Origin of the sequence: Chitinophaga sp., from assembly GCF_035564935.1 — a bacterium.
Taxonomy (GTDB): domain Bacteria; phylum Bacteroidota; class Bacteroidia; order Chitinophagales; family Chitinophagaceae; genus Chitinophaga.
Genome location: NZ_DATMTE010000419.1, coordinates 1 through 11,949, shown reverse-complemented (window position 1 = coordinate 11,949; position 11,949 = coordinate 1). Strand labels below are relative to the sequence as shown.

Annotated in this window: 14 protein-coding genes; 8 read left to right on the top strand and 6 right to left on the bottom strand. The window is 48.4% G+C overall.

The genetic code is table 11. The features are described from left to right. Nucleotides 1–159: 159 nt before the first annotated feature. From VN105_RS10965 to VN105_RS10945, 5 genes are read right to left on the bottom strand one after another with little or no spacing between them, the layout of a single operon-like run. Nucleotides 160–1,515 (bottom strand): exonuclease domain-containing protein, encoded by a 1,356-nt coding sequence (locus tag VN105_RS10965; RefSeq protein ID WP_325640754.1) that lies wholly within the window; start codon nt 1,513–1,515, stop codon nt 160–162. Between the two features lie 3 nt (nt 1,516–1,518). Further along, nucleotides 1,519–2,694, bottom strand: coding sequence for an ABC transporter permease (locus tag VN105_RS10960; RefSeq protein ID WP_325640752.1), 1,176 nt, complete (start codon nt 2,692–2,694; stop codon nt 1,519–1,521). Next, nucleotides 2,687–3,853 carry an ABC transporter permease gene (locus VN105_RS10955; RefSeq protein WP_325640750.1) on the bottom strand — a complete coding sequence of 389 codons (1,167 nt, stop codon included), beginning with the start codon at nt 3,851–3,853 and terminating at the stop codon, nt 2,687–2,689. The genes VN105_RS10960 and VN105_RS10955 overlap by 8 nt, the downstream gene beginning before the upstream one ends. Beyond that, nucleotides 3,853–4,842 (bottom strand): HlyD family secretion protein, encoded by a 990-nt coding sequence (locus VN105_RS10950; protein ID WP_325640748.1) that lies wholly within the window; start codon nt 4,840–4,842, stop codon nt 3,853–3,855. The genes VN105_RS10955 and VN105_RS10950 overlap by 1 nt, the downstream gene beginning before the upstream one ends. 12 nt (nt 4,843–4,854) lie before the next feature. Beyond that, nucleotides 4,855–6,309 carry a TolC family protein gene (locus tag VN105_RS10945; RefSeq protein ID WP_325640747.1) on the bottom strand — a complete coding sequence of 485 codons (1,455 nt, stop codon included), beginning with the start codon at nt 6,307–6,309 and terminating at the stop codon, nt 4,855–4,857. Between the two features lie 322 nt (nt 6,310–6,631). Between VN105_RS10945 and VN105_RS10940 the strand changes: the two genes are divergently transcribed. The 8 genes from VN105_RS10940 to VN105_RS10905 are packed head-to-tail and all read left to right on the top strand — an operon-like array spanning nt 6,632 to nt 10,932. Continuing rightward, complete coding sequence (locus VN105_RS10940; RefSeq protein WP_325640746.1) at nt 6,632–7,168, top strand: YceI family protein; 537 nt, start codon at nt 6,632–6,634, stop codon at nt 7,166–7,168. Between the two features lie 59 nt (nt 7,169–7,227). Further along, nucleotides 7,228–8,160 carry a ring-cleaving dioxygenase gene (locus VN105_RS10935; protein ID WP_325640745.1) on the top strand — a complete coding sequence of 311 codons (933 nt, stop codon included), beginning with the start codon at nt 7,228–7,230 and terminating at the stop codon, nt 8,158–8,160. Nucleotide 8,161: 1 nt separating this feature from the next. Further along, on the top strand, nt 8,162–8,791 hold the full coding sequence (locus VN105_RS10930) for an alpha/beta hydrolase (RefSeq protein WP_325640743.1): 630 nt from the start codon (nt 8,162–8,164) through the stop codon (nt 8,789–8,791). 9 nt (nt 8,792–8,800) lie between these two features. After that, the gene (locus VN105_RS10925) at nt 8,801–9,202 is read left to right on the top strand and encodes an OsmC family protein (protein ID WP_325640741.1); all 402 of its coding nucleotides are present in this window, start codon (nt 8,801–8,803) and stop codon (nt 9,200–9,202) included. Between the two features lies 1 nt (nt 9,203). Then, on the top strand, nt 9,204–9,647 hold the full coding sequence (locus tag VN105_RS10920; protein ID WP_325640739.1) for a (4Fe-4S)-binding protein: 444 nt from the start codon (nt 9,204–9,206) through the stop codon (nt 9,645–9,647). 7 nt (nt 9,648–9,654) lie between these two features. Beyond that, nucleotides 9,655–9,927 carry a GNAT family N-acetyltransferase gene (locus VN105_RS10915; protein WP_325640737.1) on the top strand — a complete coding sequence of 91 codons (273 nt, stop codon included), beginning with the start codon at nt 9,655–9,657 and terminating at the stop codon, nt 9,925–9,927. A gap of 17 nt (nt 9,928–9,944) precedes the next feature. Further along, entirely contained in the window at nt 9,945–10,520 is a 576-nt protein-coding gene (locus VN105_RS10910; RefSeq protein ID WP_325640735.1) for a YeeE/YedE family protein, read from the top strand. Between the two features lies 1 nt (nt 10,521). Beyond that, nucleotides 10,522–10,932, top strand: a complete 411-nt coding sequence (locus VN105_RS10905; RefSeq protein ID WP_325640733.1) for a DUF6691 family protein — start codon at nt 10,522–10,524, stop codon at nt 10,930–10,932. Nucleotides 10,933–10,995: 63 nt separating this feature from the next. Here the strand turns inward: VN105_RS10905 and VN105_RS10900 are convergent, their stop codons facing one another. After that, nucleotides 10,996–11,568: a DUF4142 domain-containing protein gene (locus tag VN105_RS10900; protein ID WP_325640731.1), complete on the bottom strand. Its 573-nt coding sequence runs from the start codon at nt 11,566–11,568 to the stop codon at nt 10,996–10,998. Between the last annotated feature and the right edge of the window lie 381 nt (nt 11,569–11,949).

Genomic DNA, 11,949 nt, shown 5'->3' with positions numbered 1-11,949 from the left:
ACACTGATTACGCTGATTTTAATGATTACGTTGATATTTTTAGCGTTTGATTTTAATAGCAAGGGAGATAATCTTATTTATCTCCCTTTATTATTCTATTAAAAAATTCAATGAAGTCATTAAAATCAGCGTAATCAGTGTTCCAAGACAAACTCCGCGTCAGACAACTGTTGCGCGGCTGGCGTATGGCCTTAGCAGGCCGATGATCACTTCGTTTTCGGCGTATGGGGTGAGGTATTCGCGGATGTGTTCCGCTTCCGTGGTGTTTGCTTCTGCGGGGATGTAGCCCATGCCATAAAACCGGCCTTTCTCCATCAGGATGCAGCTCTTTTCGCTGCTGTTGCGGCCTTTGTCTACGATGATCACGGAGGGTTGTTGTTCCTGCAGGAATGCGATGGCCGCTTTCATGCGCTCATTATAGGTTTCCGGCGCTTCGGCTTTGCGGCAGGCGCCGTTGCAGGTACCGGCGGTGATGCCTGCGCAGGTGCCATCCCCCTTTTGCAGGAAGCAAAGCTTAGGGCATAGCCCAAATTCGTTTATCAGGGAACGCAGCAGCCGGTGGCCGTCTATCAGCAGGTTAAAGCTGTGTATGGGGTGCGAATACTTCCGCTTCCTTTCTATGGCCAGGCGCAGGTAGCCGTGCTGGTCTTCGAAGAGATAGAATCCGTACCTGAACTCCACCCGTTTCTGGGCGTAGTTGAAAACCGGCCACAAACGCTTTATCTCCACTGATTCCAGGATGCAGGCCATCAGCTCTGTAGCCGTTTCCTGGTAGGAAATGCGGTGAATGGTACGCAGGAAGTTCTGCCGTTGCCGGCTGGTACTATGCCCGGTAAAGTGACTGTTCACCCGTTTGCCAAGGTCCTTTGCCTTGCCTACATATACTACTTTGTCTTTGTGATCGTGAAAATAATAAACGCCCGGTTGGGCAGGCAATCCTTTTACCTGGTCTGGTGGCAGGTTGGGTGGCAGGAACTGTTCCTTTGATCCCACCTTCAGCATGGAGGCGATGACCTTTTCCTTATCATTGGCCAGCAGCATCCCGAAAAGCACGGTAGTAGCTTCTGCATCACCACCAGCCCGGTGCCGGCCATTTACAGTGATCCCGAAATGACGACAGATATTACCCAGGCTGTAAGATTTGAGTCCCGGGAATATTTTACGCCCCAGCCGTACCGTACACAGTTTTTTACTTTGCAGGTCGAACCCTGCATTGCCCAGCTGGTGCTTTATAAAAGAGTAGTCGAAATTTACATTGTGCGCAACAAAGATCCGGTCTTTCAGCAAATCGTACAGCAAGGGGGCAATGGCTTCAAAGGGCGGCGCATCCGCCACCATACTATTGCTGATGCCCGTCAGCGATTCTATGTAATAAGGAATGGGTATGCCGGGGTTTACCAGGGTTTGGTAATGCCGGGTTACTTCCTTCCCGTCATACAGGAATACGGCGATCTCTGTAATGCCGTTGGCGCTGGCATGGCCGCCTGTCGTTTCAATATCTACAATTGCATACATCCGTTACAAAGATATGGATTGTTGCCGCTTATTCAAACGCCTTAATCCAAGTAATGCCAGCAGGGTATAAAACCCGGAGAGGGCCAGCAAATGCAGTACGGAAGGGATGTTATCGCCAAGGGTGGCGCCCATTTGTACGATGGACTGGTATACTTTCAGGAAGGGCATGGTAGGTACCATAGACGATAACCATTGCAATGGTACCGGCAAAGATTCATAGGGCCATGCATAACCGGCAATAAGGAATACCGGGTACGTGGAAAATACCATCATCTGCGCCGCCATCAACTGGCTGCGGAACATAGTGCCCAGCCACATGCCCAGCGGTATCAGCGTGAGGAAGAAGAGGAAAAATACCACCGCTACGTCAAAAACTTTTCCCCGGAAAGGGATATCCAGCGTAGTATAGTTAACTGTCATAAAGAAAAAAGCATAGCAGCAGAACAACAGCATGTAGAACAGCCCTTTACCCCACAGGGTGGCCGACAACCCGCCCCCGCCGGTTTTCAGCAGTTCAGGCACTTTCCCTCTTTCTTTATCGAGCGCCATACTTTCGGAAAGACCAATCAGCAACGTTTGTTGCAATATCAGCGCCAGCAGCCCGGGTAAAAGGAAGGCGCCGTAGCTGGACCGTGAATTATACATCGGGCGGTAGTCGAGGTTCACGGGCTGGGTTTCCCGCATTGCCATCTGTGAATTGAGTCCCTGCATTTCATTGTACTTCAGCCTTACCCCCGCCCCTACGGTAAGGGCCAGCGTGGTAATGCCGCCGGCCAGTTCGCTGGAAGGCAGGAACCGCGCGGCATTCACTGCCAGTACAATATCGGCCTGCTGCAGGGCCAGCACTTTTTTCTGTACGCCATGAGGAATGTACAGGTAACCCTGGCACCGGCCGTAATACATCTTATCCTGTGCATCCTGTAAATCCGAAGCGCCGGTTACTTCCACGATCTGCATTTTGGTCAGCTGTTGCAGGAAGGTGCGCGATAGTTCGCTTTTATCATCATCGGCCACCGCCAGCAACACTTTTTCTTCTACCTTATAACTATATATACTGCCATAAAAAAAAGCATACAGGAGGGGCGCTATCAGCAACGTGAGTAACAAACTGTGATCGGTGGCTATCATCCTCACTTCCCGCAGGAACAACCGGTTGATATGTTGTAAAAAATCACGCATGCTGTAAGGAGAATTTATTCATTTTCCGTTGCAGGAATAACAGCGCAACAGGAAAGGTAATGGCGATGTAAATAAGCAGTTGCCCTGCTTCCTTATAGGCATAGTGCATGGGCAATTCCATAAAATATACTTTAAAGAAACCATCCAGGAAGGGTGTAAAAGGCATCAGCCAGGCGTAGTACTGGTCGTACCAGGGCATGGCCCAGCGGGGAAAGGTAAAGCCGCTGAACACAAACGCAGGCGAGGTATAGAACAGCCCCAGGTCGCAGGCTACCATTACATCGCTTACAATAGCCGACACCATCATCCCGATGCTGATACAGCCAATGATCAGCAGGGTAAACAGGAGGAACAGCGGCCAGGACCCGCCTATCCGGCCATGTGCAAAAAGGGGGAATACAATGCATGTTACCAGGATATAGTGCAGCCAGCCAACGCCCAGGTGCGCCAGGCCCTTTCCCAGCAATACATTGGAAGCAGAGCCGCCCGCCATTGAATGCAGCTCCTGGAAAGTGCCCCTTTTTTCTTCCAGGTTCAGCGCCAGCACGGTGACCATAATGATCATCATTTGCAGGGCCACGGCAATCAGCCCCGGTACCAGGTATTGCTGGTAGTTGTACCGCGGGTTATAAAGCATATACGAAGTAAGCCGGATGGGCTGCACCAGCGCCATAGCTTTACCGGTGGGCATCCCTGTTTTTACGAATTTCTGCAGCGTAACCCCCGAACCTGCCGTGATCAGTACTCTGGCCGCATCTTTATAAATCAGCTTGGCGGTTACCACCGCTGCCGTGTTGGTATACACGGTGATGTACACCGGTTGCCGGCTTTTAATATGTTCGTCCATTTTTGCCGGGAAGTGGATGGCGCCTTGTACAATACCCTGCTCCATCATTTTCTGCAGCGCCGCTTCATTGTCTACCTGCTGCGTGATATGGATACTTTCCGTTTGTTCGAGCATAAAGGTGAACTGACGCGACAATGGCGACCGTGCTTCATCCCAGACAGCTACCGGCAAATCGCGGGCAAACTGGTTGTTATAGATATAACCATACAACAGGCATACCAGTGGCGGCAGTACCAGCAATACAATGTAGTGTTCCGGGAGGGTAAGTATGCGCTTCCATTCCCTGGTCATAATATGGAAAATGGAACGCATCATGGCAGATTCATGGAGGCGGTCATACCGGGGCGAAGCCCCTTAACTCCCGCCTGGTTTACAGGTGTCAGGTCTACCGTAAAAGTGCGCAGTTCAAATTTGCCCTGCTCTTTTACTGGTACCCAGTTGGCGAAAGTAAGTGAGGGAGCTACTTTATGCACTTCGGCTTCAAAATTTTCAGGGTCGCATCCCGGTACCCGTACCTGTACCCGGGTGCCCAACGGGAAACGCTGCATATCATCCTGCCGTATGTTGCAGGTAATATGATAAGTGGCGGGTTTCTGGATGGTCATCAGCGGGTAGCCGATAGCCACTATCTCTCCTTCTTCTATTACCATAGAACTAATAATGCCATCAGCAGGAGCATGAATATAGGTATTGTCGGATAATGCTTTGGTGAGCTCATAGCCCTGTTCTGCCTGCCGTACAATGGCAGCAGCGGTGGTAATGAGTTCCGGCCGGCTGCCTTGCTGCAGCATATCCATATTCAGTTTGGCGGTTTCCATTTCTTTTTTGGCGGCCTGCAGTTTAAAGTACACGAGGTCTTTTTCCTGTCCTGAAATCACATCGTCGTTAAAGAGGTTCTGCATACGCTGGTAGGTTTTCTGCATCAGCTCATATTGTTGCCTGGTAATATTATAGAGATTATCGGCTGCCTTGATGGCTTCAGGGCGGGCGCCTTTCTGCAACAGGGTAAGCTGTCCCTTGGCGGCATCAATGGCTGCCTGCGCCTGGTTGCGGATGGCATTGATCTCGGTAGACCGGAGTACACCGAGCAACTGCCCTTTACGAATGGTATCGCCCTGTTTCACCAGGAGACTGTCCAGCCGCCCGGGAAACTCCGCCGCCACATCCACATAGTCGGCATCCACCATGCCTATTACTGACCGGTCTGCCGCCGCTGGCTTCTTTATAAGGAAGATCAGCGCAATCACCAGGATAGCAATGGGGATCAGCAGTGCCCAATAATTTTTTAATACTGCTCTCATGAAAAAGTCTGTTTATCTGTCAACGTATGTTGCAAATTGTTCCGGTGTACCTATCACATTACAGTATTGGGCCAGCGCCAGATAGTAACCCATTACCGCGGTATAGTAGATCTTATGCATTTCCTCTTCCTGCAGCAGTGCATCGTTTACATCCTTTACAGACGACAGCTGGTTTTGCATACGGTCTGTTACCAGCGCGGTGGTAAGGTGCGCCTGCTGCCGGGCGCTGTCGAGCGAAGCCACATCATTTTGCAATGCTTTCATTTTATTCATCGCTACTTTCAGTTGCAGCTCCAGCGAGGTTTTGGTGTTGAGCGCCGCCATCTGTGCTTCTTCCACCAGCATTTTACTGGCTTTGGTGCGCTTGTATTTCTGGAAGCCATCGAACAGGTTCCACTGCATTTCCACCCCGATAAGCCATGGCGGTATGGTTACCGGCAGGTCTTTCTGATACAGGTTCAAACTGCCGATGGCAAATACATTGGGCAATGCGAGCGATCTGGAGGCTTTCACGGCCACATTGGCGAGGTCTGTTTTATTCTCCACCAGGCGGTAGGTGGGATTATTACGGAGCAATTCCAACTGTCCGGTTTCTGTGACCGGTTTTAATTCATATTCCAGTGTATCATTGATCTCAATGGGTGTTTCTATCGGCTGCCCCAACAGGTCGTTCAGCTCCAGTAAAGCGTTTTCCTTTTCCAGTTCCAGGTTGTTGTACCTGTTGCTGGCCTGCACATAAGATATCCTGGCCCAGTTGAGCAGGTAAGGCGGCAGGATCTGGTTGTCTTTCAAAGAAGTGGCATAATCGCGGTTCTTCCTGAAAGACTCCACGATCACTGCTTCATGGGCAAGAATGGTGTTCAGGTAAAGGATCCGCAGGTATTGCGCACTGATGGCAAAGAACAATCCTTTTTCCACTACTTCCTGGTTAAACTGTCCGGCGGTGACCTGTGTTTTTGCCAGTTGTTGCGCGGCTGTAATTTTTCCGCCCAGGTAAATGGGTTGTCGGAGTGCGAGGGCTGCCGTGAAGTAGGATTGTTTTGTAAGGGCCGGGTTATAATCAGGGTAAAAGGTATTGATGATTCCTTTGGTGGTATTATAGATTACATCCTGTACATTTTGGGGAAGTGGTTGCCCCGTGATCTGCTGGTAAACGGTATTGGCTGTGTTAACGCTTTGTGTGGAAGATCCGTTGACCACCCCGTCTTTTACCTGTTGCAGGTTTATTTCAAGGGGTTTGCCGAGATAGTTATAACCTGCCAGCAGATCCAGCTTAGGGTAATACGACCTGTTTTCCGCCTGCAGGTTGTACTCCCTGGCTTTCAGTGATCGTTGCGCCTGCTGCACCAGCGTGTTTCCCTGTTTGGCAAGGCGGTAACATTCCTTTAAAGTCAGCGGTTGTCCGTTTTGCTGGCCCTGTGCATACAATACTGGCAGTAACAGAATTAAAAACAAGTAGTATCTCATACGGTTTTCTTTACATCAGGAAGGCCCGGGTTCTACCTCAACACCTCAAAACAATCTTTCATCCATAATGTTTGAAGTATTTGAAAAAAATTATACATCATTTGATAATAAATGGCTTACCGATATATTCCTTACCTTTAAGTACACACGCAAAAAGTACATCATTAAGTGTATTTGATCCATTTGAACCCAACCGTTATCACCCGATATTTGTGATAGAAAAAAGATTGAACAATAGGTTTTTGGTCTTGTTAAAATATAGTCCTGCAGCGGTTTACGCAGCATTTAAAATTCATTGATTCATTAAAAACCACATTTACTTATGGCAAAACAACAATGGGTAGCCGACGCGAGTCACAGTGAGCTCGGATTTAAAATCCGCCACCTGATGATCACTAATATCAATGGTAAATTCAACACCTTTACTGTAGACGCAACAACAGAGGAAGAGGATTTTATGACGGCCAAAGTGAAAGTAACGGTGGATATAGATTCCATCTCAACAGGCAGTGCCGACAGGGATCAGCATCTCCGCTCCCCGGACTTTTTTGATGTAAATACTTACAAGGATATCATTTTTGAAGCTACAAAGTATGAGAACGTTGACAACGATGGTTCTTATGAGCTGTACGGAGATCTGACCATCCGTGGCATTACTAAAAATATTAAGCTGGCGGTTGAATACGGGGGTGTGGTAAAAGATCCCTGGGGCAATACCAGGGCTGGGTTTACCATCAACGGGAAAATTAACCGTAAAGATTTTGGCCTTACCTGGAATGCCGCTACCGAAGCGGGTGGCGTAATGGTAGGCGACGAGGTGAAAATTTACGGGGAAGTGCAATTGATTAAGAAGCAGTAAGATGATCAGCTGTTAGTCTTTGTATCAAAGACTAACAGCCCACTTAAAAAAACGGAACTATGAACGAAATAACAGGCCTGCATCATATCACGGCCATTTCAGGCAATGCGAAGAAGAACTTTGATTTTTATACCCGTGTGATGGGATTACGTTTTGTAAAGAAAACGGTGAACTTTGATGATCCCCACACTTATCATTTTTATTATGGAGATGAAACCGGCACACCCGGCACCATCCTCACTTTCTTCCCGTGGGAAGATATTGCGGCCGGCCGCAGGGGTACCCATATGGCTACCGAGGTAGGCTACAGCATCCCGGAAGGCAGTATCGACTTCTGGTTAAAAAGATTTGAAAAAGAGAATATCATCTATAATAAACCTTCCGCCAAGTTCGGGGACATCTACCTTACGTTTATTGACCGCGACGGGTTGAAAGTAGAACTGACCGTACCGGAAAAACCGGATCCGCGTACCCCATGGACCACTGCCGAAGTGGGCGAAGCGTATGCTACCCGGGGATTCCATCATGTTACGCTTACGCTGGAAGATATACAACCTACTGCCGACCTGCTGGTATCGGTATTTGGATACAAGCTGGCAAAGCATCACACTAACCGTTACCGCTTTGTTAGTCCGGCGGGCGATACCGCTAACTACATCGACCTGGTGGAAGCAAAGGGAGAAACCCGTGGCCATGTGGCCGGCGGCAGTGTGCATCATATTGCTTTCCGCATGAAAGACGACGACATGCAACTGCATTACCGGCAGCTGCTGGAAGACCGGGGACTGAATGTTACGCCGCAGCTGGACCGGAAATATTTCAGGTCGGTTTACTTCAGGGAGCCGGGCGGCGTTTTATTTGAGCTGGCTACCGATGTGCCGGGCTTCACAGTAGATGAGCCTGCGGCAGAACTGGGTACCCACCTGATGTTGCCGCCACAGTATGAGCCGCAGCGGGAAGAGATTGTGAAAAAACTGATTAAACTGGACTAGTATGGATTTTAAACCTATGCAGTATGTATTTGAGGCGGTGGATAACCCCACCGCCTATACGTTACTGCTGTTGCATGGCACCGGCGGAGATGAAAGGGATTTGTTACCCCTGGCAGGAACGCTGGGAACAGGATTCAACGTATTAAGCCTCAGGGGCAATGTACAGGAACATGGCATGCCCCGTTTCTTCCGTCGTTTAGGCATGGGCGTATTTGACGAAGAGGATGTACATTTCAGAACGCATGAAATGGTACATTTCCTGAAGGAAATAGCGGTTACAGAAGGCTTTGATATCAATAAGCTGGTGGCTGTTGGTTATTCCAACGGGGCCAATATTGCAGGCGCCGTACTTATTTTATATCCTGAATTGCTGGCAGGCGCCGTATTGTTCCGTCCTATGCAGCCCTTAAGTGGTATAGAAGACAGCTTCGAAACACAGCGGCAGTCGCCTGTATTTATGAGCTCCGGCACGCAGGACGGCACTGTTGATCCGGCAGCAACAGCGGCCTATGTTGCTCTTTTAAGCAGCAACGGATTTAAAGTGAGCGCCGTTGATATCCCTGCAGGTCATAACCTGGTACCACGCGATATTACGTTGGCGGCAGCATGGATGAAAGATAATTTTCAGTAAAAAAAATATATGGACCAGGAAGTTAGAGTAAGTTTATCCGGCCGCCCCTACCAGGTGTCAATAGATACGAGGGACCACCGCTGGCTGGCAGATGAACCGATAGAAGCCGGTGGTAACGACACGGGCCCGCAACCGGGGGAATTATTGCTGAGCAGCCTGGGCTCCTGCACAGCTATCACCGTTAAGATGTATGCCGACAGGAAAAAGTGGCCCGTGGAAAGTATTGAGATCGAACTGCGGTTCAACAGCGCTGCCAAACCTGATCCGCTGACCACCGTTATTGATATCGATCTTCATTTTACCGGTAACCTCAGTGAAGAACAGATTGCCAGGCTGGAGCAGATAGCCCGCTCCTGCCCTGTTCACAAAGTGCTGAGCAATCCTATTATTATGAACACAAAAGCCGTTTAGCATGAAAGATATCACCAAGCACTACACAAACGGGGAGGTAACCATTGTATGGAAACCGGATGTATGTATCCATTCAGAGGTATGTTTCCATGGACTGCCGGCGGTATTCAATCCCAACCAGAAGCCGTGGATCAATGCGGAAGCAGCTACTACGGAACAAATAGTATCGCAGGTAAGGCAATGCCCTTCGGGGGCGCTGAGCTTTTTCATGAATGCAGATGTAGCGGAACAGGGCGGTGTGGAACCGCAGATCACTGCGGAAAGCATTGTGGAGCCTATGCCTAACGGCCCCTTGCTGGTATATGGCAATATCGTGGTAAAGGATGCAGCGGGGAACGAAACGCATAAAAATAAAGTCACCGCTTTTTGCCGTTGCGGCGGATCTTCCAACAAGCCTTATTGCGACGGTACGCATACTAAAATCAATTTTTCAGACAAATCCTGATCATCACATGGAACTAACCATTACCAACAACACCGGCAAAAAACAATTTGAAACTGAGGTGGAAGGTCATATCGCATTGGTGGCCTATACGCTGTTTCCCGGCGGCATCGCCTTTATGCATACCGAAGTGCCTCCTGAACTGGAAGGACGCGGCATTGCCGGCCAGCTGGCCAAATATGTGCTGGAATACGCGAGGGAAAACCACCTGAAAGTAAAGCCCTACTGTCCTTACATAAACGCCTATATGAAAAGACACCCGGAGTATAACGATCTTTTATAAATACTAAATCCCTTTCCATGCAAATTTTGAAATTTATTCAGCAGCCCTGGCACTGGTCGGTGTCGGGGCTGCTGATTGGTCTTACAGTACCGGTGCTGCTGATATTGGGGAATAAGGCCTTTGGTATTTCTTCGTCGCTGCGACATATCTGCGCCGCATGTTTCCCGGCGGATATTTCTTTCTTTAAGTACGACTGGAAAAAAGAGTCGTGGAATCTTTTCTTTGTTGCTGGTATTGCGCTGGGCGGTTTCATTGCCGGTCATTACCTGCAGGATGGCAATGATATCCAGGTGGCTGCGGCTACGCAGGCGCGACTGGCCGGTTACGGCGTGCATGATTATTCCGCGTTGCTGCCACCGGAAATATTCAGCTGGTCCAATCTCTTCACCTGGAAAGGACTGGTGTTCTTTGTGCTGGGTGGCTTGCTGGTAGGCTTTGGCACCCGCTATGCAGGCGGTTGCACATCGGGTCATTCTATTATGGGTTTATCCAATTTGCAGTGGCCGTCGTTAGTGGCTACCTGTTGTTTCATGGCGGGTGGCTTTTTCAGCGCCAACCTGCTTATTCCTTACCTTTTTAAATGGCTGAACTGATATGAAAAACATCAAATACCTGGTAGCCGGAGCTTTCTTTGGGATAGTGTTGGTAAAAGCGCAGGTGATCAGCTGGTTCCGTATCCAGGAAATGTTTCAGCTTACTTCTTTTCACATGTACGGTGTTATTGGTACGGCTGTGATTACGGGGATCATTTCCCTGCAGCTGATCAAACGGCTTAAGATAAAAACCATACAGGGTGAGCCTATTTCAGTAGCGCCTAAAACATTTAATAAAGGGCAGATCTTCGGCGGATTGATCTTTGGTACCGGGTGGGCTATCACGGGGGCTTGTCCAGGTCCGTTGTTTGCCCAGATAGGCACCGGGGTTACGGTGGTGAGTATTACTTTGCTGAGTGCCATTGCCGGCACCTGGATATATGGTGCATTAAAATCAAAACTGCCTCATTAATAAAAAGCTTCAAGGAGCTGGTCCTTGAAGCTATTGTTTGCTATTCTCCGGATTCACTGATAATTATTTCTTCAGTGCATCTTTAATTGCTTTCGCGGAATCCTGGTGTGCTTTCAGTGTTGGCAATGTATTCGCCGCCCAGGTTTTCAGTTCCTGGTCCGTTACGTTATCAGGCGCTTTTTCAAATTTACTGACATCTTTGTCGTGGTCGTCCACCATCATACTCATGTAATCTTTATCGAAATCCTTCCCTGTTTTCTTACCCAGGTCTTCTATGTGTTTTTTTGTTTCTGTAGATAATTCTGCCGGCAGCGTAATTCCTTTCTGGCTGGCTAATGCCTTTAGTTCATCATTTGCTTTGGAGTGATCATTAACCATCATGGTAGCAAAAGCTTTTACTCTTGGATTTTGTGCTTTTTCCTGTGCCAGCTTACCCATTTCCACTTCCATCATACCTCCGTTGGCTGCTTCCACAGCAAACGCCGATGACTTTTCATCTACGGGTTTAACGGTTTCATTCACATCTTTGGCACTGTCTACCGGGGTTTCCGATTGTGGATTTTTTGCGTTGTTACCACATGACTGCGTCATCCATATGGCTAAAAATGTTGCTGATAAGATTATTAGCTTTTTCATTGTGTATTGTTTTGGGTTTGTAATTCTAAAAGGTGTGCTTGTTACACCACCCAACTTTACAAAAACGGTACCCTTCACACCATATCCAGTAAAACCTAAAGCAGTAGCTGATTTCATAAGAAATGCGCAAGCGGGCTGATTCAGAAAGGCTGTAGATTGTTTTCCACGTAACGCGCAAAACGCTGCGGCAGCTTATATCACTCCTAACGAGGGCTGCCTGTTTATTTTAAAGCGATTTATTCAAAAGAAAAGCGGTAACAGCCTGTTGTTTAACAAAAAAGCAAAGGCATCTTATTTATTTTAAGATGGCCTTTGCTTTTTAATATCTCTCCAAAAAATAAAATCAAAATCAGCATAATCATGCTCCGGGACAATTTCCCC

Bases quoted from the DNA above. Each gene is read 5' to 3' on its own strand.
- VN105_RS10965 (WP_325640754.1), bottom strand. From the start codon at position 1,515: ATGTATGCAATTGTAGATATTGAAACGACAGGCGGCCATGCCAGCGCC.
- VN105_RS10960 (WP_325640752.1), bottom strand. From the start codon at position 2,694: ATGCGTGATTTTTTACAACATATCAACCGGTTGTTCCTGCGGGAAGTG.
- VN105_RS10955 (WP_325640750.1), bottom strand. From the start codon at position 3,853: ATGCGTTCCATTTTCCATATTATGACCAGGGAATGGAAGCGCATACTT.
- VN105_RS10950 (WP_325640748.1), bottom strand. From the start codon at position 4,842: ATGAGAGCAGTATTAAAAAATTATTGGGCACTGCTGATCCCCATTGCT.
- VN105_RS10945 (WP_325640747.1), bottom strand. From the start codon at position 6,309: ATGAGATACTACTTGTTTTTAATTCTGTTACTGCCAGTATTGTATGCA.
- VN105_RS10940 (WP_325640746.1), top strand. From the start codon at position 6,632: ATGGCAAAACAACAATGGGTAGCCGACGCGAGTCACAGTGAGCTCGGA.
- VN105_RS10935 (WP_325640745.1), top strand. From the start codon at position 7,228: ATGAACGAAATAACAGGCCTGCATCATATCACGGCCATTTCAGGCAAT.
- VN105_RS10930 (WP_325640743.1), top strand. From the start codon at position 8,162: ATGGATTTTAAACCTATGCAGTATGTATTTGAGGCGGTGGATAACCCC.
- VN105_RS10925 (WP_325640741.1), top strand. From the start codon at position 8,801: ATGGACCAGGAAGTTAGAGTAAGTTTATCCGGCCGCCCCTACCAGGTG.
- VN105_RS10920 (WP_325640739.1), top strand. From the start codon at position 9,204: ATGAAAGATATCACCAAGCACTACACAAACGGGGAGGTAACCATTGTA.
- VN105_RS10915 (WP_325640737.1), top strand. From the start codon at position 9,655: ATGGAACTAACCATTACCAACAACACCGGCAAAAAACAATTTGAAACT.
- VN105_RS10910 (WP_325640735.1), top strand. From the start codon at position 9,945: ATGCAAATTTTGAAATTTATTCAGCAGCCCTGGCACTGGTCGGTGTCG.
- VN105_RS10905 (WP_325640733.1), top strand. From the start codon at position 10,522: ATGAAAAACATCAAATACCTGGTAGCCGGAGCTTTCTTTGGGATAGTG.
- VN105_RS10900 (WP_325640731.1), bottom strand. From the start codon at position 11,568: ATGAAAAAGCTAATAATCTTATCAGCAACATTTTTAGCCATATGGATG.